This is a genomic window from Streptomyces sp. SudanB52_2052 (assembly GCF_964272415.1).
GTDB classification, from domain to species: domain Bacteria; phylum Actinomycetota; class Actinomycetes; order Streptomycetales; family Streptomycetaceae; genus Streptomyces; species Streptomyces olindensis.
The window spans coordinates 2001216-2021709 of the sequence record NZ_OZ186796.1 but is presented as its reverse complement, the minus strand read 5'-3'; the positions used below and the strand labels follow the sequence as shown (position 1 = coordinate 2021709).

Annotated in this window: 19 protein-coding genes and 1 pseudogene; 10 read left to right on the top strand and 10 right to left on the bottom strand. The window is 72.8% G+C overall.

What is annotated here, in order from left to right; genetic code table 11:
* Positions 1-72 precede the first annotated feature (72 nt).
* From ACSUPV_RS08970 to ACSUPV_RS08950, 5 genes are all read left to right on the top strand, one after another.
* Entirely contained in the window at positions 73-1197 is a 1125-nt protein-coding gene (locus ACSUPV_RS08970) for an ABC transporter ATP-binding protein (RefSeq protein WP_359793512.1), read from the top strand.
* Positions 1194-1901: an ABC transporter permease gene (locus ACSUPV_RS08965; protein ID WP_031121241.1), complete on the top strand. Its 708-nt coding sequence runs from the start codon at positions 1194-1196 to the stop codon at positions 1899-1901. Before ACSUPV_RS08970 ends, ACSUPV_RS08965 begins: the two co-directional genes overlap by 4 nt.
* Positions 1898-2563 (top strand): ABC transporter permease, encoded by a 666-nt coding sequence (locus ACSUPV_RS08960; RefSeq protein WP_031121240.1) that lies wholly within the window; start codon positions 1898-1900, stop codon positions 2561-2563. Before ACSUPV_RS08965 ends, ACSUPV_RS08960 begins: the two co-directional genes overlap by 4 nt.
* 77 nt (positions 2564-2640) lie before the next feature.
* Complete coding sequence (locus ACSUPV_RS08955; protein ID WP_031121239.1) at positions 2641-3597, top strand: ABC transporter substrate-binding protein; 957 nt, start codon at positions 2641-2643, stop codon at positions 3595-3597.
* A 124-nt stretch (positions 3598-3721) separates the two neighbouring features.
* Positions 3722-4639: a hypothetical protein gene (locus ACSUPV_RS08950; RefSeq protein ID WP_436947261.1), complete on the top strand. Its 918-nt coding sequence runs from the start codon at positions 3722-3724 to the stop codon at positions 4637-4639.
* Positions 4640-4651: 12 nt separating this feature from the next.
* On the opposite strand, the gene ACSUPV_RS08945 is transcribed toward ACSUPV_RS08950, so the two are convergent.
* The 6 genes and pseudogenes from ACSUPV_RS08945 to ACSUPV_RS08920 form a co-directional block, all read right to left on the bottom strand.
* Positions 4652-5236, bottom strand: coding sequence for a GTP-binding protein (locus ACSUPV_RS08945; protein WP_031121237.1), 585 nt, complete (start codon positions 5234-5236; stop codon positions 4652-4654).
* Entirely contained in the window at positions 5223-5582 is a 360-nt protein-coding gene (locus ACSUPV_RS08940) for a DUF742 domain-containing protein (protein WP_031121236.1), read from the bottom strand. The genes ACSUPV_RS08945 and ACSUPV_RS08940 overlap by 14 nt, the downstream gene beginning before the upstream one ends.
* Before the next feature lies 1 nt (position 5583).
* Positions 5584-6015, bottom strand: coding sequence for a roadblock/LC7 domain-containing protein (locus ACSUPV_RS08935; protein WP_010034179.1), 432 nt, complete (start codon positions 6013-6015; stop codon positions 5584-5586).
* 14 nt (positions 6016-6029) lie between these two features.
* A complete protein-coding gene (locus ACSUPV_RS08930) occupies positions 6030-8402 on the bottom strand; it encodes a sensor histidine kinase (RefSeq protein ID WP_037759036.1) in 2373 nt (790 codons plus the stop codon).
* Between the two features lie 191 nt (positions 8403-8593).
* Positions 8594-9598: a substrate-binding domain-containing protein gene (locus ACSUPV_RS08925; protein ID WP_031121234.1), complete on the bottom strand. Its 1005-nt coding sequence runs from the start codon at positions 9596-9598 to the stop codon at positions 8594-8596.
* 203 nt (positions 9599-9801) lie between these two features.
* A pseudogene (locus tag ACSUPV_RS08920) lies at positions 9802-10049 on the bottom strand (SAM-dependent methyltransferase); the annotation flags it as partial.
* A gap of 200 nt (positions 10050-10249) precedes the next feature.
* Between ACSUPV_RS08920 and ACSUPV_RS08915 the strand changes: the two are divergent.
* Both ACSUPV_RS08915 and mgtA read left to right on the top strand, forming a co-directional pair.
* Positions 10250-10597, top strand: a complete 348-nt coding sequence (locus ACSUPV_RS08915) for an ArsR/SmtB family transcription factor (protein WP_037759037.1) — start codon at positions 10250-10252, stop codon at positions 10595-10597.
* Positions 10587-13067 carry a magnesium-translocating P-type ATPase gene (mgtA, locus tag ACSUPV_RS08910; protein ID WP_436947260.1) on the top strand — a complete coding sequence of 827 codons (2481 nt, stop codon included), beginning with the start codon at positions 10587-10589 and terminating at the stop codon, positions 13065-13067. Before ACSUPV_RS08915 ends, mgtA begins: the two co-directional genes overlap by 11 nt.
* Here the strand turns inward: mgtA and ACSUPV_RS08905 are convergent.
* On the bottom strand, positions 13054-14637 hold the full coding sequence (locus tag ACSUPV_RS08905; protein WP_436947259.1) for an LCP family protein: 1584 nt from the start codon (positions 14635-14637) through the stop codon (positions 13054-13056). The two genes, mgtA and ACSUPV_RS08905, sit on opposite strands and share 14 nt — an antisense overlap.
* Positions 14638-14714: 77 nt before the next feature.
* Here ACSUPV_RS08905 and tatA point away from each other — a divergent pair, with 77 nt between their 5' ends.
* Complete coding sequence (tatA, locus tag ACSUPV_RS08900; RefSeq protein WP_031121228.1) at positions 14715-14936, top strand: Sec-independent protein translocase subunit TatA; 222 nt, start codon at positions 14715-14717, stop codon at positions 14934-14936.
* On the opposite strand, the gene ACSUPV_RS08895 is transcribed toward tatA, so the two are convergent.
* Together ACSUPV_RS08895 and ACSUPV_RS08890 are read right to left on the bottom strand one after the other, a co-directional pair.
* Complete coding sequence (locus ACSUPV_RS08895; protein WP_037759042.1) at positions 14933-15370, bottom strand: DUF6114 domain-containing protein; 438 nt, start codon at positions 15368-15370, stop codon at positions 14933-14935. The two genes, tatA and ACSUPV_RS08895, sit on opposite strands and share 4 nt — an antisense overlap.
* On the bottom strand, positions 15370-16041 hold the full coding sequence (locus tag ACSUPV_RS08890) for a DUF6230 family protein (RefSeq protein WP_037759044.1): 672 nt from the start codon (positions 16039-16041) through the stop codon (positions 15370-15372). The genes ACSUPV_RS08895 and ACSUPV_RS08890 overlap by 1 nt, the downstream gene beginning before the upstream one ends.
* Before the next feature lie 622 nt (positions 16042-16663).
* Here ACSUPV_RS08890 and ACSUPV_RS08885 point away from each other — a divergent pair.
* Positions 16664-17302 (top strand): hypothetical protein, encoded by a 639-nt coding sequence (locus ACSUPV_RS08885; RefSeq protein WP_037759045.1) that lies wholly within the window; start codon positions 16664-16666, stop codon positions 17300-17302.
* Between the two features lie 18 nt (positions 17303-17320).
* On the opposite strand, the gene ACSUPV_RS08880 is transcribed toward ACSUPV_RS08885, so the two are convergent.
* Positions 17321-18220 carry a lytic polysaccharide monooxygenase gene (locus ACSUPV_RS08880; protein ID WP_436947258.1) on the bottom strand — a complete coding sequence of 300 codons (900 nt, stop codon included), beginning with the start codon at positions 18218-18220 and terminating at the stop codon, positions 17321-17323.
* Between the two features lie 360 nt (positions 18221-18580).
* Here ACSUPV_RS08880 and ACSUPV_RS08875 point away from each other — a divergent pair, with 360 nt between their 5' ends.
* Positions 18581-20380, top strand: coding sequence for a S8 family peptidase (locus ACSUPV_RS08875; protein ID WP_436947257.1), 1800 nt, complete (start codon positions 18581-18583; stop codon positions 20378-20380).
* The last annotated feature ends 114 nt before the right edge of the window (positions 20381-20494 follow it).

Here is a 20494-nt window from a genome sequence, read left to right as displayed (position 1 = left end):
TCTAGACTCGACCGGCGACAGCCCGTACGACCATGGCCAAAAGTCTCCGCCAACCCGAAGGGCTCCGGCGTCTTGATACGGATGGAATCAGTCACCAAGCGGTACCCGGACGGCACGGTGGCGGTCGACCGGCTCTCGCTGGAGATACCCGACCGCTCGATCACCGTCCTCGTCGGACCGTCGGGCTGCGGCAAGACGACCACCCTGCGCATGATCAACCGGATGGTCGAACCCACCGAGGGAACGATCCTCCTCGACGGCGCGGACATCCAGCGACAGCCCGTCACCACCCTGCGCCGCTCCATGGGTTACGTCATCCAGAACGCCGGCCTCTTCCAGCACCGCACCATCGTCGACAACATCGCGACCGTGCCCCGCATGCTCGGCTGGGGCAAGCAGAAGGCCCGCGCCCGGGCGGCCGAGCTGATGGAGCGGGTGGGCCTGGACGCCGCGCTCGCCAAGCGGTACCCGTACCAGCTCTCCGGCGGCCAGCAGCAGCGCGTCGGCGTGGCCCGGGCGCTCGCCGCCGACCCGCCGGTGCTGCTCATGGACGAGCCGTTCTCCGCCGTCGACCCCGTGGTCCGCAAGGGCCTCCAGGACGAACTGCTGCGCATCCAGGACGAGCTGGGCAAGACCATCGTCTTCGTCACCCACGACATCGACGAGGCCATCAAGCTCGGCACCATGGTCGCCGTGATGCGCACCGGCGGGCACCTCGCCCAGTACGCGCCGCCCGCCGAGCTGCTCTCCAGCCCCGCCGACGCCTTCGTCGAGGACTTCCTCGGCGCCGACCGCGGCATCCGGCGGCTGTCGTTCTTCCCGTCCGCGCGGCTGGAGTTGACGACCGCGCCGGTGATCCCGCTCGACGCCACCGCCGAGCAGATCGCCGCCCCCGCCGCGGACCACCTCCTGGTCACCGACGCGGACGGCCGCCCGCTCGGCTGGGGCGCGCCCCGCGACCTCACGGCCGGTGCCATCCGGCCAGGCGAACTCCTGCCGCACGGGCGGCCGTTCGTGCCGGGCACCGACTCGCTGCGGGCCGCCCTCGACTGCGCCGTGCTCTCCCCGACCGGCTGGGCCGTCGCCGTGGACGCCGACGGGCGGGTGACCGGAGTGGTCTCGCAGCAGACCATCGGGGAGGCGATCCGCAGCGCCCACGCCGCCGACCACGCCGACGAGGCCAAGGTCTCGTCGTGAACGGCTTCCTCGACGGTTCCTTCGACATCCCGAGCGACCTCCAGCACAGCTGGCTCGGCCTGATCGGGCTGCATCTGCGCGAGGCGCTGCTGCCGGTCCTGGCCGGGCTGCTGCTCGCGCTGCCGCTCGCCCAGCTGTGCGTCCGGTTCCGCTGGCTGTACCCGCCCGTGCTCGGCGCCACCACCGTCCTCTACGCCATCCCGTCGCTGGCCTTCTTCGTCGTCCTCATCGACTACACCGGCCAGACCGAGCTGACCGTGATGATCCCGCTGGCCGTGTACAGCCTCGTGGTGCTCGTCCCGGCCATCGTCGACGGGGTGCGCTCGGTGCCGCAGGAGACCCTGGCCGCCGCCACCGCCATGGGCTTCGGGCCCGTACGCCGCTATCTCCAGGTGCAGTTGCCGATCGCCGTGCCCGCCATCATGGCCGGGCTGCGGGTCGCCACCGCCTCCAGCATCTCGCTGGTCAGCGTCGGCGCCCTGATCGGCAACCAGGGCGCGCTCGGCAACCTGCTCGCCGCCGCGCAGAAGTACGACCGCCCCGAACTGGCCGTCAACTCCGTGCTCACCACGGCCGCCCTGGCCATCGTGTGCGACGCCCTGCTGGTCCTGCTCCGCGTCGCGCTGACCCCCTGGATGCCGAACGGCAGGCGCCCGAGGACGGCCGCGCGGCAACGGCCCGTGCCCGAGGACGTGATCCGGTGAACGTACTGAACTTCGTCAACGCCTTCTTCAGCGACAGCGCCCACTGGCACGGCTACGACGGCATCCCACAACGCCTCCTGGAACACGTCCGGTACTCGCTGCTGGCGCTGGCGCTCGCCGCCGCGATCGGCCTGCCCGTCGGCCTGCTGACCGGGCACACCGGGCGGGGCGGCAACGCCCTCGCGTTCATCGCCACCGCCGCCCGCGCGCTGCCCAGTTTCGGTCTGCTGGTGCTCATCGTCATCCTCATGGGCTTCGGCCTGCTGCCCGTGATGATCCCGCTGGTCATCCTCGCCGTCCCGCCGATCCTGGTGACCACCTACGAGGCGGTCCGCTCCGTCGACCCCGCCCCGGTCGACGCCGCCCGCGGCATGGGCATGCGGGAGTCGCGGATCCTCTTCCAGGTCGAACTGCCCGTCGCCCTGCCGCTGATCCTCAGCGGCCTGCGCTCGGCGGCCATCCAGATCGTGTCGACCGCCACCATCGCCGCGTACGTCAGTCTCGGCGGCCTCGGCCGGTACATCGTCGACGGGCTCTACCAGCGCGACTACGAGAAGGTCGTCGGCGGCGCCACGCTGGTCGCCGTCCTGGCACTCGTCACGCTGGCCGTGTTCTGGGCGGCGGGCCGCCTGGCCGTGTCGCCGGGGGTGCGCCGCCGCTGACACCCCCACGACCTCTGCAAGAAACCGTGACCAGGCTGCTCTTGACTGACCGTAAAGCGGCTGGATTGGATCGGTGGATGACTTCTACCGCGAAGAGCAGCTGGTCCAGAACGAGGCACACCGGCGCGGCGGCCGTCGCGCTCACCGCCGCTGCGGCGCTGCTCGCGGGCTGTTCGTCCGGCGACACCTCCGACAACCCCCTGGCCGGCGAGAAGGCGAAGGCCGGCACCGTCGTCGTCGGCTCCAACAACTTCGCCGAGAGCACCCTGCTCGCCGACATCTACGGCGAGGCCCTCAAGGCCAAGGGCATCAAGGTCACCTACAAGCACAACATCGGCAGCCGCGAGACCACCTACGGCCTGATGAAGAACGGCACCGTCACCGTGCTGCCGGAGTACAACGGCTCGCTGCTCGCCTACCTGGACCCCAAGGCCGAGCAGAAGTCCGCCGAGGCGGTGAACGAGGCCGTCAAGGCCAAGCTCGACAAGAAGCTGACGATCCTTCAGTCCTCGCCCGCCGAGGACAAGGACTCGGTCACCGTCAACGCCCAGACGGCGAAGAAGTACAAGCTGACGTCCTCCTCCACGCTCGCGGACCTCAAGGAGGCCGCCCCGGACCTGGTGATCGGCGGTTCGCCCGAGTTCCAGACCCGGCACCAGGGCCTGGAGGGCCTGAAGTCCGTGTACGGCCTGGAGTTCAAGTCCTTCAAGGCGCTCGACGCGGGCGGCCCGCTGACCCAGGCGGCGCTGACCCGGAACACCGTGCAGGCCGCGGACATCTTCACCACGGACCCGACCATCGTGAAGGAGAAGTTCGTCGTCCTGAAGGACCCCGAGAACCTCTTCGGGTTCGCCAACGTGACCCCGCTGGTCCACAAGAGCGGCCTGTCCAAGGAAGGCGTCGACGCCCTCGACGCAGTCTCCGCCAAGCTGGACACGAAGACGCTCCTGGAGCTGGACGCGCAGGTGCAGCTGGAGAAGAAGGACCCGCTGGACGTGGCCAAGACGTGGCTGAAGTCGGCGGGTCTGGCCTGACCGCGCCGCCCGTCACGATGCGGTAACGGGCCCGGCCGGCTCCGGAGGGGACCGAACGCGGGCCGGGGGTGGGGCGTCACAGGGACGGAACCATCCCCGGTCACCGCGAACCCCTGGGAGCGTCATGCGCACCGACATGACCCGCACGGCCCGCCTCCTCCTCGTCCTCGCCCTGTCCGCCGCCGGAGCCGCTGCCGCCGCGGGGTGCGGCTCGGCGGAGGCCGGCGACACCGAACCGGAACCGGCCCCGCGCACCGGCCAGCGCGCCCAGCAGGTCGCCGACGCCTGGGACGGCTCGCGGGCGGCCGCGAAGTGGCGCGAGGGCTACCACCCCGTGGCACCGGTCGTCCAGCTGCCCGGGACCGGCCTCCTCCGCGACGATGCCGACCGGCGCGCCTACGAGATCGGCAACTTCGACCTGCGGACGAAGCTCCCCGCCGCCCCTCGCGGCAACGGACGGGTGACCTGGCCGGGCGGGGCCTCGCTCACCATGCCCCTCATGGACGCCGAGCAGGCCTACCGGACCCTGGACCGCGCCGACAGCCCCGGACCGCGCCTGACCGTGACCGGGGCGAGGCGGGGCGAGATGACCGTGGCCACCAGCCGCGGCCCGGCGACCGTCCCCGCCTGGCTGTTCACGCTGGAGGGCTACGACAGCCCGCTCGCACGCGCCGCGGTGAACCCCTCCCGGCCTCCCGCGCCACCGATCGGGCCGCTCGGGCAGGACGTGCCCACCGACGTGCTGGCGCCGCTCGGCGGCCTGACCGGGGTCGCCGGGGACGGCCGGTCCCTCACCGTCGTGGCCCACCACGGATCCTGCGACGACGGCCCCGTGGTGGACGTGCTGGAGACGAAGGGCAGTGTCGTGTTGTCCGCCGCCGTGACGGGCGTCCAGGACGGTCCCTGCACGACCGAGCTGCGCGGGAAGAACGTGACGGTGAGGCTGGCCGGGCCGGTCGGCGACCGCGTCGTCCTGGACGCCTTCACGGGCCGCCCCGTGCCGTACATCGACCGGACCGGGGCCGCACCCGCCCGGAGCTGAGCCCGCCTCGGCTCAGGCCTGCACCGCCGACGCGATCAACTGGTCGATCAGTGCGATCAGCACGTCCCGGCACGACTCCCGGTCCCGCGCGTCGCACAGCAGCACCTTCACGTGCTCCGGCACGGCGAGCGCCTCCCGGATGTCCTCGGGCGGGTAGGGGTGCTCGCCGTGGAAGCCGTTGACGCCCACGACGAACGGGATGCCCCGGCGTTCGAAGAAGTCGATCGCGGCGAAGCTCGACTCGGGTCTGCGGACGTCGACCAGGACCACCGCGCCGAGCGCGCCGAGGGCCAGGTCGTTCCACATGAACCAGAACCGCTGCTGCCCCGGCGTACCGAACAGGTAGAGCACCAGGTCCTGGCTGATGGTGATGCGGCCGAAGTCCAGGGCCACGGTGGTGGCCCGCTTCTCCTCGATGCCGTCGAGGTCGTCGACGCCCAGACCGGCCATGGTCAGGGGTTCCTCGGTGCGCAGCGGGACGATCTCGCTGACCGACCCGACCAGGGTGGTCTTGCCGACGCCGAAGCCCCCGGCGATGAGGATCTTGACCGTGTCGGGTGCCGTGTGCGCGTCAGTGGCGGGGTCAGAGCCGGCCAAGGCCGTCCCTCACTTTCTGCAGCAGGTCCAGGTCCGGAGCGGTACGGGAGACGGGGCGGGGCGGGCGGACGGTGATCCGGCCCGCCTCCAGCAGGTCGCAGAGCAGGATGACGACCACACTCACCGGGAGGTCGAGCCGGGCGGCCAGCTCCGCCACGGCGACCGGCTCGGCGCACAACCGGAGGATCCGGGTGTGCTCGGGCTGCGGCCGGGTCGCCGTGTCGGGCGGCGGATCGACCGCGGTCACCGTCGCGATGAGCGTGAAGTCGGCACGGCTGGGCCGGGTCCGGCCCCCGGTCAGTGCGAACGGCCGTACGAGCCGGCCCGCCGAATCGCCTCCGCCCACCTCACACGCCGGGGTCGACGACGGGTCCGGCCACGCCCCGCGGTGCCGCGCTGAGGTGCTCGCCGATCTTCTTCACCAGCATGTTCATCTGGTACGCCACCACGCCGACGTCCGCGCCCGGCCCGGTCAGCACGACCAGATGGGCGCCCGGACCGGCGGAGGTCAGGATCAGGTAGCTGTTGGCCATCTCGATGAGCGCCTGGCGCACCGGACCGCCCCGGAAGTCCATGCTGACGCCCTTGCTGAGGCTCATCAGCCCGGACGCGGTCGCCGCGAGCCGCTCGGCGTCGTCGCGCAGGAACCCGGTGGACTTGCTGACCACCAGGCCGTCCTCGGAGAGCACCACGGCCTGGTTCACGTCGGCGACCCGCTCCACGAGTCCGGTCAGCAGCTGGTCGAGCTGGGTGTGCGTGGCGGGGATGGGGCGTGTCATTGCGGTGTCCTTCGTCAGCGGTCGGCGGGCGGAGTCGAGGGGACGGGATCGGCGGCGGCCTGCCGGGGTGGTGCGGCCGTCTCCGGAGCGGACGGCGGCTCGCCGTCGTCGTCACGGGCCCGGAGCGTGCCGCGCTGGAAGCCGGCCAGGGAGGAGGCGGCGGCTTCCGCGGTGAAGTCGTCGAGGGAGCCGTCGTCGCCCGCGGGCGCGGCCTCCTCGCGCAGCTCCTCCACCAGGCTGGTCTGCGGCACCCGGCGGGGGAGCGGGGCGAGGCCGTCGCGGCGGGGGATGACCGTGCGGGCGGCGGGCGCGGCGGCGGAGGCCGTCCGGGCCGTGACGAGCGGCCGGGGCTCGCGGGGGGACGCCGCGCCGGCCTCCGCGGCGGCGGCCGTGTCCCGCGGGGCGTCGGTGTCTGTCATGGGTTCCGTGTTCCGCGCCGTCGGCGCACTGGAGTCCGGGACCTCCCGGACCACGATCTCGTGCGGGATCAGCACGATCGCCGTGGTCCCGCCGTACGGCGACGAGCGCAGGGTGACGGCGATGCCGTGCCGGTGGGCCAGCTGGGCGATCACGAACATGCCGAGACGCAGGTCGTCGGCGAGTGCCACCACGTCGAACTGCGGGGGCACCGCCAGCTGTTCGTTGAAGGACGTGTAGTCCTCCTCCGACATCCCCAGGCCCCGGTCCTCGACCTCGACGGCCAGGCCCTTGGCCACCATCCCGGCCCGCACGCTGACGGGGCTCGGGGCGGGGGAGTACGTCGTCGCGTTGTCGATGAGCTCGGCCAGCAGGTGGATGACGTCGGCCACCGCGGGCGGGGCGACGTACACCTCCTCCTCGGTGTGCACCTCCACCCGCTGGTACTCGGCGACCTCGCCGACCGCGCCGCGCAGGATGTCGATCAGCGCGACCGGCTCGGTCCAGCTGCGGCCGGGCCGTTCGCCGCTGACGATGACGAGGTTCTCCTCGTAGCGGCGCAACTGGCTGGCCGTGGAGTCCAGTTCGTAGAGGCCCTTGAGGATGTCCGGGTCGGTGTGCTCGCGCTCCAGCGTGTCGAGCTTGCTCAGCTGGAGGTTGACCAGGTTCTGGCTCTGCCGCGCGATGCCCAGGATGATCTTCTGGAAGCCGCGCCGGGTGTCGGCGAGTTCGACCGCGGTGTGCACGGCCGTGCGCTGGGCGGTGTTGAACGCCTGCGCCACCTGCCCGAGTTCGTCGTGCCCGTAGTCCAGCGGCGCCGTCGCCGACTCCGGGTCGACCGTCTCGCCCCGCTCCAGCCGGGCCACCACGTCGGGCAGCCGCTCCTGCGCGAGGCTGACGGCGGCCCGGCGCAGGCCGCGCAGCCGCCGGGACAGCGAGCGGGTGATCCGCCAGGACATGCCGACGCACAGCAGCAGCGCGAGCAGCCCGCCGGCGCTCAGCAGCGCCGCCTTGAGCAGCAGGCCGTCGGCCTTGTCGGCGCTGCGTTCCAGCAGTCCGTTCGTCTGCTCCTGGATGAGGCCCGCGTACTGCTCGGACAGCGTGTCCATGGCGGCGTTCCACCGCTTCTGCGTGTCCGGCAGGGCGATCCGGTCCGCGTCGGCACTGGAGTTCCGGGCCGCCAGCACCTGGTCCTCGATGGACTGCAGCGTCTGCCACTCCCGGCTCGCCAGGATCCGCTCGGTCTGCGCCTTGGCACTGCCGGTCAGCTGCGGCACGACCTGGTCCTGGACCAGCCAGCGCCGCGTGTTCACCAGCTCGGTGAACTGCGTCCAGGCCTGGTCGTCCAGATGCCCCGTCGGCCAGGCCAGCGTCAGCTGCGCGTCCTCCCGGGAGACCAGCTCCGCCGCGTGCTCCAGCCCGACCAGCGGGCCGGCCTGCGAGGTGAGGTCGCCGTCGTCGACCTGGGACAGCTCCTGGAAGGCGTGGATCTGGTCGTCGATGATCGAGGAGTACTGGTCCAGGGCCTGCTGGGGGGTGATGTCGGTGGGCTGGTCGACCTGGTCCCGGTAGTACTCCAGGCTGCCCACCGAGCCCAGCACCGAGTACAGCCGGTCGGAGATGCGCGAGGGCGCCTTCTCGATCGCGTCCGCCTGCCCGACCAGCTTCGCGACGGCCTTGTCGGTCTCCTCGCGCTGCGCGTCGAGCGCGGCCCGGGAGCCGTGCGGCGAGGCCAGCCAGGCCGCCGACAGGCTGCGCTCCCGCTGCAGCGCGAGCGTGGCGTCGGTGCCCATGGCACCGGTCGACCGGCTCAGCTCCGTCTGGTCACGCAGCCGCAGCCCCTCCGAGAACATCTGGATGGTCGTCACGCCCCACATCGCGGCGAGGGTGACGCTGGGCACCAGGGCCAGGAGGACCAGGGAGAGGCGAATGGAACCGAGACGGCGCCGGGCACCTGTCCGTCGAGACATCGTCGTCCTAGGGCGATCAGCGGGGAGCGAGGAACGGGGAAGCGGAACGGTCGTGCGGGCGGGGGGACGGGCGCGGGAGGGGTGGCGTGCCGGGCGCGGCACATGGGATGCGCAGGATGTTATCCGTACAAGTGGACGTACGGGCCGGGCCTGACCGAATCTTTGGCGACACCGTCACAGGAAGGACCCGGTCACCGGGTCCCCGCGGCGGCGAACCGTGCCACCGCGGACACGTTCGACCGGGTCACGAAGGCCGGACCGGTGAGCACGGGCGACACCCCGCCGCCGCTGATGTTGCCGTTGGTCCGGTACAGCCACAGGGCGTCCACCGCCAGGTAGCCCTGCAGATACGGCTGCTGGTCCACGGCGAACTGCACCTCGCCGCGCCGGACCGCCTCGACCACGTCCTTGTTGAGGTCGAAGGTGGCGACCTTGGCCCTGCTGCCGGCCTGCCGCACCGCCTTGACGGCGCTGAGCCCGTACTGGGCGCCCAGGGTGACGACCTCGTCGATGCTCGAGTCCTGCCGCAGCCGGGACGCGATCGTGGCGGTCACCGCGTTCATGTCGCTGCCGTCCACGTACAGGTTGTCGGTTTCGCCGCCGAACGACTTGCGCACCCCGGCGCAGCGGGCCTCCAGCGCCACGTTGCCCCGCTCGTGCACCACGCACAGGGCGTGCTTGGCCCGGAGGCCGTCCAGCTTGTCGCCGACGGCCCGGCCCGCGACGGACTCGTCCTGCCCGAAGTACTCCAGCAGCCCTGTCGGCCGCCAGGCGTCGATGCCGGAGTTGAGCCCGACGACGGGTATGCCGGCGGCCTTGGCCTGGGCGACGGGGCCGCGCATCGCCGCCGGCTTGGCCAGCGTCACGGCGATGCCGTCGACCTTGTCGTGGACCGCGTCCCGCACCAGATCGGCCTGCGCGAGCGGGTCGGCGTCGCTGGCGTACGTCAGGTCGATGCCGTCCTTGGCGGCCGCCGCCTCGGCACCCCGGCGCACCAGGTCCCAGAACGCGTCGCCCTTGCCGCCGTGCGTGATGAGGGCGACCTTCATCCCGGCGCCGGACCCGCCCGCGGGGTCCGCGTCGTCCCCGGTCGTGCCGAGGACGGAGCAGCCGGACACGAGCAGGCACACGGCGGACGCCAGGGCCGCGAGACGGGCGAGTCTCCCGGCGGCGTGCGGCGGGGGAGGAGTGTTCATGAGGGGCGGACCTCGCTGTGCGGCCGAGCAAGAGCAGGAGGAGAGCGCGGGCGGGCCGCGGGATGGGCGCCGGCCGGATGACTCTCGCTGGCCCGGAGCCAACCGTGTGTGACCACCGGTCGTCAAGTGAGCGGCCACATGCCGTGAGTTGATGCTGCCGCATCGTGATGATCTGTCCGACCGGCCGAACGGCGAGGTTCCGCTTACGGCTTGCGCGCCACCGCCCCGTACATCGCGATGTCCTCGTCGCGGATGGTCTGGCCTGCGCTTTCCATACCGTCCGTGCGGTTCGGACGCCACTTGTGGACCTGCACCACGCCGGGCTCCGCAACGTCGAGCCCCTCGAAGAACCGTGCGGCCTCCGCATGGGTGCGCGGCCGCATCGGCATGCCGCGCGCGGCGTACTCCCGGGCCACCCGGCCCAGTCCGGGGCGAAGTCGGCGGTGCCGAGGAACTGGCGTATCCCCGCCTCCGCGGCGAGATCCGCGCCGAGTGCGCGCGCTCGGTGTCGATACGCTGCTCCGGCATCCGGGCCTCCCGATGCTCTCCTGTCCCCGGGGGGGGAACCGCTTCCTCCGGTGGGCTGCGGGGCCCGCCTAGACTGGTGCGGCTCACGGGACGACAGGGCGCGGCGACAGGAGGGCGGCGACGGTGGCGGCAGCCGGCAGTGGCTTCGAGGACCCGTCCGCCGACGTGCTCGCCCGGGCGGCCGCGGCCTTCGGGCTGCTGGCCTCGCCCGCCCGGCTGCACATCGTCTGGGCGCTGGCCCAGGGCGAGAGCGACGTCACCGGGCTCGCGGAGCGGGTCGGCGGCGCGCTGCCCGCCGTCAGCCAGCACCTCACCAAGCTGAAACTGGCGGGGCTCGTCCGCTCCCGCCGCGAGGGCCGCCGCCAGGTGTACTACGTCGACGACCCGGACATCGTCGACGTCGTACGGCTCCTGGTCGGCCGGCTCGCCGACCGCGCCGCACCGGCGCCCCGCCGCCTCCATGGCCTCTGAGACCACCCTGGGAGTGCTGCGGCGGCTGGAGTCGGGCCCGCGGGGGCTGACCGACACGGAGGCCGCGTCCCGGCTGGCCGCCGGCGGCGAGAACACACTGCCGGAGGCGCGGACGCCGACCTGGCCCCGCCGGTGCGTACGGGCCCTGCGCGACCCCTTCACCGCCGTCCTGCTCTGCCTCGGCCTGGTGTCCGCCGCCGTCGCCTCCTGGGGCACGGCCGTGGTGATCCTCGCCCTGGTCGCGGTCAGCTGCGTGCTGCGCGCCGGCGGGGAGCACGCGGCCGACCGCTCCCTGGCCGCCCTGCGCGAACTGGTCGCCGGCACCGCCACCGTGCTGCGCCGCGCCGACGCCCAGGACCCGCCGGAACCCCGGGAGGTGCCGGTCGCCGAGCTGGTGCCCGGCGACGTCCTCCGCCTCGGCCCCGGCGACCTGGTCCCGGCCGACGTCCGCCTGCTCCGGGCGCGCGGGCTCACGGTCCACCAGGGGGCAATCACGGGGGAGTCGGCGCCGGTGGGGAAGACGGCGGCCGACCCCGGCGCCGCCGACGAGTCCCACCTCTGCTTCCAGGGCAGCACCGTCGCCTCGGGCAGCGCGACCGCCGTCGTGGTCGCGACCGGCGCCGCAACCCGCTTCGCCGCCGCCCACCGGGTGCCGGACGCCCGCCGGGAGGGCGGCGCCTTCGACCGGTCGGTGCACGGGATCTCCTGGGTGCTGATCCGGTTCATGCTGCTGACGCCGCCGCTGGTGCTCATGGCCAACGCCACGCTGCGCGACCGCGGCCTGGAGACCCTGCCCTTCGCCGTCGCGGTCGCCGTCGGGCTGACGCCCGAGATGCTCCCCGTGATCGTCACGACCTGTCTGGCCCGGGGCGCCGCCTCCCTCGCCCGCACCCAGGGCGTGATCGTCAAGCGGCTGCCCGCGTTGCACGACCTGGGCGCCGTCGACGTGCTGTGCGTCGACAAGACCGGCACCCTCACCCAGGACCGGCCGGTCGTCGAACGGTCCCTCGACCCGGCCGGCCGGGACGACCCGGAGGTGCTGCGCCGGGCCGCCGTCGGCGCCTGGTGGACCCTCCAGCTCGCCGAACTGCCGACCCCGGACGCCCTCGACGAGGCCCTGCTGGAGGCGGCCGGGCCGGTGGGCGAGGAGTACGACGGCGTGGACGCCGTGCCCTTCGACCCCGTACGGCGGATCGCCACGGCGGTGGTCCGAGGCGAGCTCGGGCGGCACACCGTCGTCGTCACCGGCGCCGTCGAGGCCGTCCTGGAGCGCTGCGCGACGCCGCCCGGCGAGCACGACCGGCTGCTGTCGCTCGCCGCCCGGGAGGCGGACGCCGGGCTGCGGGTGCTCGCCGTCGCCACCGCCGACCGCCCCGCCGGCCCGGGTGCGCCGACCGATCCCCGGGGCCTCGACTTCCAGGGGCTGGTGACCTTCCGGGACGCCCTCGCCCCGACCGCCGCCGAGGCCCTGCGCGGCCTGGCCGACCGCGGCGTCACCGTGAAGGTCCTCACCGGCGACCACCCGGCCACGGCGGCCCGGGCCTGCCGGGAACTGGGCCTGGACCCGGGCGAGGTACGGACCGCCGGACAACCGGACGACGCCGGCGCGGCGACCGTCGTCGCCCGCTGCACCCCGGAGGACAAGGCCCGCGTCGTCGCCGCCCTGCGCGCCGCCGGGCACACCGTCGGCTTCCTCGGCGACGGCGTGAACGACGTGGCCGCGCTGCGCACGGCCGACGTGGGCATAGCGCCCCGCTCCGCCGTCGGCGTGGCCCGGGACAGCGCCGACGTCGTGCTCGCCGAGAAGGACCTCACGGCCATCGGCCACGCCATCACCTCCGGCCGGCACGCGAGCGGCAACATCGCCTCCTACCTGCGCGTCACGCTCTCCTCGAACCTGGGCAACGTCGTCGCCATGCTCGCCGCGGGCCTGCTCCTGCCCTTCCTGCCGATGCTCCCGGCCCAGGTCCTCGCGCAGAACCTGTGCTTCGACGCGGCCCAGCTCGCCTTCGCCCACGACCGACCCGGCGCGGCGGCGCTGCGCGGCCCGGCCGGGCTGCGGCCGCGCTCCTTCCTCCGGTTCGTCATCGCCTTCGGCGTGCTCAACGCGGTCGCCGACCTCGCCACCTTCGCCGTCCTCGCCCTCGCGCTGCACGGCCCCGACGCCCTCGACGAGGCCGTGTTCCACTCCGCGTGGTTCACCGAGAACCTGCTCACCCAGGCCGTGGTGATGCTGCTGCTGCGCACCGGCCGGCCCGCCGGGGGTGGCCGCGCGCCGGGCCCGGTCGCCCTGGCGGCGGCCGGACTCGCCGCCGTCGGACTGCTGCTCCCGCCGAGCCCCCTCGGCGGTGCCCTCGGCATGACGGCCCTGCCTCCCGCGTACTACCTGCTGCTGGCGCTGGTCCCGGGGCTGTACGCCCTGGCCCTGGCCGCGGCCCGGGCCGGGTACCGGCACGTCAGCCGTAGGTGAGGTTCGAGCAGGGGTTGTCGGCCGCGGAACGGGCTCCGTCGGCGACCCGGGACGGCACGGCGGTCGGGGCCGGGGAGGCCGACGCGCCGGCCGATGTGTCGGCGTACGCCTGTCCCAGGACGACACTGACGCCGCTGCCGGTCACCGACTGGAGCTCGGCGCCGGGGAAGGCCCGGGCCACGGTCCGGGCCTCGTCCTCCAGGCCGGGGCCGTACTCGACCAGCGTGGTGGTGTGGTCCTGGGCGGACGCCGTCGCCGTCCCCGTGACGGTGAAGCCGTCCGCGGTGAGGGCGGCGGCGGCCCGGGCGGCCAGGCCCGGGACCGACGTGCCGTTGTAGACGGCGACGTCGATGCCGTCACCGGAGACCGGCGCGGGAGAGGCGGAAGGCGTGCCGGAATTAGACGCTCCGGTTTTCTTCTCGCCGCTCTTCTTCTCGTCGGTCTTCCTCCCGCCGGCGTCCTTGCCGTCGATCGTGCGGTCGGCCCGGAGCGCCGCCCACAGCGCGTCGGCGTCCGGCTGCACGAGCGCCACCCGGGACCCCTCGTAGCGCCAGGGCACGGTGACGAACTCGGTGTTGTGCAGGTCGATGTCCTTCAGGGACATCGCGAAGGAGATCAGCTTGTCGGCGGAGCCGAGGCCGGGGTCGACGGTGAGCGACTGCGTGGCGGCCTCGGCCAGCGGCAGCAGGTTCGTCGGGGTGAGGCCCTTGCTCTTCACCTCCTTCAACAGGCTCGCCACGAACGCCTGCTGGCGCTTGATCCGGCCGATGTCGGACCCGTCGCCGATGCCGTGCCGGATCCGCACGTAGTCCAGGGCCTTCTGGCCCGACACCGTCTGCTCGCCCTTGTGGAACAGCAGCTTGCCCGGAGCCGTGAGGTGCGGGTTGAGATCGTTCTCGTAGACGTCCTGCGGCAGACACACCTTCACGCCGCCCACCACGTCCGTCAGCCGGGCGAAGCCCTTGAAGTCGACGACCACGGTGTGGTCGACGCGCAGCCCGGTGAGCTGCTCGACCGTGTTCTGGGTGCAGGCGGGGTTGCCCTTGGCGGTCTGGCCGACCGAGTACGCGGCGTTGAACATGGTGTCCGGCTGGGCCTTCGTCCAACTGCCGTCGGGCAGCCGGCAGGGCGGGATGGTGACCAGGGTGTCGCGGGGGATGGAAACGGCGATGGCGTGTCGGTGGTCCGCGTAGACGTGGAGCAGGAACGCCGTGTCGGAGCGGCCGACGTCGTCCTTGTCGCCACCGCCGAGGGCCTCGTTGCCGCCGGTGCGGGTGTCGGAGCCGATCACCAGGACGTTCTCGCCGGTCGACGAGCCGGCCTCGGGGCGGTCGTCGGACAGGCCGCCGGAGTCGAACGTGCTGATGTCGCCGTCCAGTTTCAGGTACAGCCAGCCGGCGCCGCCCGCGAGGAGCACCAGCAGCGCCAGGCAGACCAGCAGCGCGGTGCGCACGCCGCGGCGGCGACCGCGCCGGCGCCCGCGGTCGCGGGGTGCGGCCCGGCTGCCCCGGCCCGCACCCCCGCTCCGGTGCCGCGGCGGCTGTGTCCTGCGGTTGCTGGTCACCGTCATCGGCGTCTGCTCGCCTTTCACCCGGGGGTTGTACAGTTGCGCAATGTAGCAACTGTCGAGGCGAGGGAGAGCATGACGTGCTGCGCAACGGACTGGAGCCCTGGCACCTGCTGATCGTGGCGATCGTCGTGATCGTCCTGTTCGGCTCGAAGAAACTGCCGGACACGGCACGTTCGCTCGGCCGCTCGATGCGGATCCTCAAGAGCGAGGCCAAGGCGCTGAAGGAGGAGAGCGCCGCGGACGCGGCACCCGGGACACAGGCCCAGGCCCGGACCGCGGCGCCCGTGGATGCCGACTAGGGCTGTGCCGGGATCGCGGTCTTCGCCGCCCGGGCCGCCTTCCGGCGCCGGCGGCGGCTGACGCGCGGTTCCTGGTCCGGGAGCCAGCCGAAGGCGAGGCAGCTGCCGACCACGCCCAGGAGCAGGCCGACGAAGAAGCCGCCCAGGTTGGACGTCAGCCAGGTGCCCAGGGAGACCAGCACCCCGATGACCGAGTAGAACAGGCGCTGGGTGGGGTTGAAGAGGACCAGCAGCCCGCACAGCAGCATCACGGCGGGGAGCAGATAGCCGGCCAGCCCCTGCATGCCGACGTGCAGGATGACGTCCAGGGACGCCTTCAGGGTGAGCAGGATCTCGGCGCCGCCCAGGGCGAGCAGCAGCCCGCCCCAGAACGGCCGGCCGGCCCGCCACCGCCGGAAGGCGGGCCGGAGGTTCCCGCGTGGGCGGCCGGGCATCAGCAACCCGACCCGCTGAAGCCCAGTTTCAGCCCGGGCAGCTTGAACACACCAGCGGTCGTGGCGTAGTTGGTCTGCCGCAGATTGGCGATGTGCACGGTGTCGGACTGCTGGCTGAAGACGCCCTTCGGGCCGCGGCCCAGCGGCCCGGCCTTGTCGAGAGTGCTCGCGTCGTTGCCGATCTCGATGTTGTTGAACGCCGCGTCGCCGGACAGCTGGGTCGAGTCGGTCGTCAGATCGCTGGCGGTGACCTTCTGCGAGCCCTCTCCCGCCCGGATGACCAGATTCGTGCCGCCCAGGTCCACGCTCTGGCACAGCTTGGTGAGCGTCGCGTTCTTGATCACGGACGTGACGACCAGCACCTGACCGCCGGTGTCGCCCGCGTTGGGGCTGCCCTCGGCCATCTCGTCCAGGGCGCCGAACTGCGCGAACCCGGTGCCGTTCAGCTCGGTCGCGGTGACCGTGAACGGCATGCCCGAGATGGCGAACTGCACGCCCAGCGCCCCCTCGGCGGTGAGGATCGCGAGGCCCGCGGCGACCGCGGCGGCCGGCACCGCCATCACCGCGGCCCGGCGCGCCCGGACCCGCCCGCGCCGCGCGGGGACGTCGCCGACGTCCGTGGCGGCGGGGCCTTCCGGTCTTTCGGGGGTGTGCTCGGCGGAGGAGGTCATGTCTGCTCCAGGTGCATATGAGTGCGGATCGGGGTGGCACGTTGCCCTGGCGCGGACATCGACCGCGTGCGTACGTCGCCCCGCAACTCCCGGCGGTTGCAAGGGTTTTCTCGTGACGCAGCGGCAGCCGTTCTGGAAGTTACCGGGGGTTACATGAAGGGTCAAGAGAAGTGTGAACAAAGAGTGTCGGTTGTGCGCCGCATGTGAGCCTCCGCCACCCGGAAAGGCTCACCGCCCGCACAACTCCCTTGCGGAACCTTGACGTTGACGGATGCCGAGGTCTACAACTCTCCTCGTCCCACCGGATCCGTGGCGCCGGATCCGCCGCGCGGCGCCGTCCGCGTGTCCCGGACCGCCCGTCCCGCACGGGCTTCTCTCCATCCGATGCGTCCGCACGGGCTTTCCACCGCCCGCGTCCGAATCCCACGGCACGGCAGTCGTGCCGCCGGCCACCCCCCGCCCGGCCCGGCCGGAGGCCTGTCCCCGTGTCCGCCTCCGGCCGGTCACCGGCCCGCCGTTGCCGGCCCGTCCCGTACGGAGAAGGCGGGACGGGCCGGCCACGGTGGACGCCGACGCGCGTCCGCCACCCTCACCCCCCGCTTCAGAGAAGAGGTACACCCGCATGCGCACGCGCACCCTCCTCGCCCTCACCGCCGTCGCCGCCCTGGGGCTCGCCGCCCCCGCCTCGGCGGCCGACACCCCCGTCCTGACCACCGCCGACGGCGCCGCCGTCGCGGTCGGCGACGTCCTCGACGCGTCCCTGGCGAGCGGCACCGCCGCCACCTTCTACTCCAGCGCGACCGGCACCAGCGGCATCTCCTGCACCAAGTCGGCGTTCGCCGCCACCGTCACCGACAACCCGGCCGCGCCCGGCACCGCCACCGAGTCCCTCACCTCGCACAGCTTCGACACCACCGGCTGCACCACCAACGTCGTGGGGGTCCTCGGCGTCAGCGGCATCACCGTCGACAACCTGCCCTACACCACGAGCGTGTCCTCCGACGGCACCGTCTCCGTGACCCCGGCCCCCGGTTCCACCGTCCAGTCCACGGTCAAGCTGCGCACCCTGCTCGGCACGATCACCTGCGTCTACCAGGCCCCCGGCCTCACCGGCACGGCGAACAACGCCGACAACAGCATCTCCTTCACCAACCAGCAGTTCACCAAGGTGTCCGGTTCGTCGCTGTGCTTCAGCAACGCCTTCTTCACCGCCACGTACGCCCCGGTGACGAAGGGCGGCCTCACCGTCACCGTCAACTGACCGCACCCACGCGCTGGTTCAGCGCCGTCGCAGACGGACGGCCAGGGCGGCGCCGCCGGTGAGCACCAGCACCGCAGCGGCGCCGCCCGCCAGCATGGGCGTGGACGGGCCGGAGGCCGGGCGACCGGGCGCGGAGGCCGGCGGCGACGGAAGGGCGACCGCGCCCTTCGTGTCTTCCGTCCCCTCCGACTTCTCCGTCTCCGCTGCCCTCTCCGGCTCCTCTGTTTTCTCCAACTCCTCTGCCTTCTCTGTCTTCTCCGTGGTCTTCTCGGCCTCCCGGTCCGGGAAGACCACGTCCGAGCACGAGTAATAGGTGTCCGGCGTACTGCTGTTCTGCCACACCGTGTACAGCACGTGCCGCCCTGTGCGGTCGGACGGCAGGGTCGCCTCCATGCGGTACGCGCCGTCCGTCAGGGCCGGGTCCGTCACCTCCGCGAACGGCTCCTCGGGCAGATCGGCCCAGGTCAGCGGCCCGGCCGGTTCATAACCCGGCTTCGTCAGGTACATCCGGAACGTGCCCGTGTGCGGGATCGTCGAGACGTACCGCAGGGTCAGTCTCGCGCCGGGCGCCACCTCGGTCGCCGGCCAGTCGGCGCGGGCCAGGTCGAGGCCCCGGTAGGCGGGCAGGCCGCCGCTGCACAACCGGCCGTCGGGGATCGTCTGCCGGTCCCGGCCGTCCACGTTCGCCACCCGCAGGTTGTCCCACGCCGTGAAGGGCGCGCCGTTCGCGGCCACGGCCGCGCGGCACGCGGCCGAGCCGGCGCGGTCACCGCCCTTGGGGGAGCAGGCCACCACCCGGCTCACCGGATCCGTCGGCGCGCCGTGCGCCCGCGCCGGGCCCGCCGCCCACAGCGGCAGCAGCAGCGGAGTCACCAGGGCGGCCGCCAGCGCGGTGCGGTGTGCGGTCGTACGAGGCATGCCTCTGTGTCTCCTCGGCCGGGATGTGAGCAGTCGGTCATGCAGTACGGGAAACCGGCCCGGCGCGTTCACCTCGCCACGAGCCGTTCGAAAAGGGGCCATTCACGCTCGACGGCCCGCCACAGAGGGTGCGGATCCGGCCGGATCGAGGGTTTCCCCCGTATCCCGATGACCTTCCCTTTGCCTATCGTTCGAGCACAGCTGACCCACAGGTAACCCCGAACGGTCCGCTCCCCACTCGCGCCTGGCCGGCCATCGCGTCGCTCTTCGCTTTTCGAACCACCCCCCTCCGCTTCGACGACGAAGCGACTCCACCGCCGCTCCGCCCAGCCCGGAGTCCGGCCACGAAAGGCAACGACCGTGCGTACCTCCCCAGAGCTCAGACGGAAGCTGATATCCGTCGCCGCCGTCTCCGTCGCCCTGCTGACCGCCGCCCCCGCCTCGGTCGCCGTCGCCCAGGAGTCCGCGCCCAGCCCCGCCGCCGTCCCGGCCGCGCAGACCGAGGCCGCCCCCGGCACCACGGCCGAGCGGCTCATCGTCGGCTACAAGTCGGGCGCCACCGAAGCCAAGTCCAACAAGGCCGCCGCCGCCGACGCCGCGTCCAAGGCCGAGAAGACCGGCGAGGACGTCGACTTCCAGCGCCGCCTCGGCACCGGTGCCGCCCTCGTCGACCTGGGCGCCGACCCCAGCCGGGCGTCCGTCGCCGATGTGGTCGCCGCGTACCAGGCCGACCCGCAGGTCGCCTACGTCGTTCCGGACCGCCTGAACAAGCCGACGGCCGTCACCCCGAACGACACCGAGTACAGCAAGCAGTGGGACCTGTTCGAGTCCACCGCGGGCATGAACGTCCCGGCCGCCTGGGACACCACCACCGGCACCGGCGTCACCGTCGCCGTCATCGACACCGGCTACGTCGCCCACTCCGACCTGGCCGCGAACATCGTCGGCGGCTACGACTTCATCTCCGACACGGCCGTCTCCGTCGACGGCAACGGCCGCGACAGCAACCCGGCCGACCCGGGCGACTGGTACAACGCCAATGAGTGCGGCGCGGGCATCCCGGCGTCCAACTCCTCCTGGCACGGCACGCACGTCGCCGGCACGATCGCCGCCGCCACCCACAACGGCAAGGGCGTCGCCGGCATCGCCTACGGCGCGAAGATCTCCCCGATCCGCGTCCTCGGCAAGTGCGGCGGCTACGACTCCGACATCATCGACGCCATCACCTGGGCGTCCGGCGGCACCGTCTCCGGCGTGCCCGCCAACACCAACGTCGCCAAGGTCATCAACATGAGCCTCGGCGGGGGCGGCGCCTGCTCCACCGCCACCCAGAGCGCCATCAACGGCGCCGTGAACCGCGGCACCTCGGTCGTCGTCGCGGCCGGCAACGAGAACACGAACGCCTCCAGCTCCTCCCCGGCGAACTGCAGCAACGTCATCACCGTCGCCGCGACCAACCGCGCCGGCAGCCGGGCCTCGTACTCCAACTACGGCTCGATCGTCGACATCTCCGCCCCCGGCGGTGAGACGCGCACCTCCACCGCCAACGGCATCCTGTCCACGCTGAACTCCGGCACCAAGACGCCGTCGAGCGAGAACTACGCCTACTACCAGGGCACCAGCATGGCCACCCCGCACGTCGCGGGCCTCGCCGCCCTGATGAAGTCGGCCAACTCGGCCCTCACCCCGGCGCAGATCGAGTCGGCCATCAAGGCCAACGCCCGTCCGCTGCCCGGCACCTGCTCCGGCGGTTGCGGCGCCGGCCTCGCGGACGCCGCCAAGACGGTCCAGGCCGTCAAGGGCGGTACGCCGACCGGCGCGACGTTCTCCAGCACCACCGCCGTGGCCATCCCGGACAACGGCTCCGCGATCGAGTCGCCGATCAGCGTCACCGGCCGCACCGGCAACGCCCCTTCGGCCCTCCAGGTCGGCGTGGACATCACCCACACCTACCGCGGCGACCTCGTCATCGACCTGGTCGCGCCGGACGGTTCGACGTACCGCCTGAAGTCCGCCGCGTCGGACTCCGCCGACAACGTGAACACCACCTACACCGTGAACGCCTCCAGCGAGGTCGCCAACGGCACCTGGAAGCTGCGCGTCCAGGACACCGCGGCGCAGGACACGGGCACGCTCAACAGCTGGAAGCTCACCTTCTGAGCCTTCCGGGCCTTCTGATCCTCTCTCGGGAACGCTGAACGAGGCAGGCCGCGAACGGGCGGGCCGGCCGGTGCGGATGGGGCACCGGCCGGCCCGCCTTTACGTCTGCCCGCA

Coding starts and splice junctions, on each gene's coding strand:
- ACSUPV_RS08925 (WP_031121234.1), bottom strand. CDS start 9,598: ATGAACACTCCTCCCCCGCCGCACGCCGCCGGGAGACTCGCCCGTCTC.
- ACSUPV_RS08905 (WP_436947259.1), bottom strand. CDS start 14,637: ATGACGGTGACCAGCAACCGCAGGACACAGCCGCCGCGGCACCGGAGC.
- ACSUPV_RS08880 (WP_436947258.1), bottom strand. CDS start 18,220: ATGCCTCGTACGACCGCACACCGCACCGCGCTGGCGGCCGCCCTGGTG.
- ACSUPV_RS08930 (WP_037759036.1), bottom strand. CDS start 8,402: ATGTCTCGACGGACAGGTGCCCGGCGCCGTCTCGGTTCCATTCGCCTC.
- mgtA (WP_436947260.1), top strand. CDS start 10,587: ATGGCCTCTGAGACCACCCTGGGAGTGCTGCGGCGGCTGGAGTCGGGC.
- ACSUPV_RS08885 (WP_037759045.1), top strand. CDS start 16,664: ATGCGCACGCGCACCCTCCTCGCCCTCACCGCCGTCGCCGCCCTGGGG.
- ACSUPV_RS08895 (WP_037759042.1), bottom strand. CDS start 15,370: ATGCCCGGCCGCCCACGCGGGAACCTCCGGCCCGCCTTCCGGCGGTGG.
- ACSUPV_RS08890 (WP_037759044.1), bottom strand. CDS start 16,041: ATGACCTCCTCCGCCGAGCACACCCCCGAAAGACCGGAAGGCCCCGCC.
- ACSUPV_RS08955 (WP_031121239.1), top strand. CDS start 2,641: ATGACTTCTACCGCGAAGAGCAGCTGGTCCAGAACGAGGCACACCGGC.
- ACSUPV_RS08950 (WP_436947261.1), top strand. CDS start 3,722: ATGCGCACCGACATGACCCGCACGGCCCGCCTCCTCCTCGTCCTCGCC.
- ACSUPV_RS08935 (WP_010034179.1), bottom strand. CDS start 6,015: ATGACACGCCCCATCCCCGCCACGCACACCCAGCTCGACCAGCTGCTG.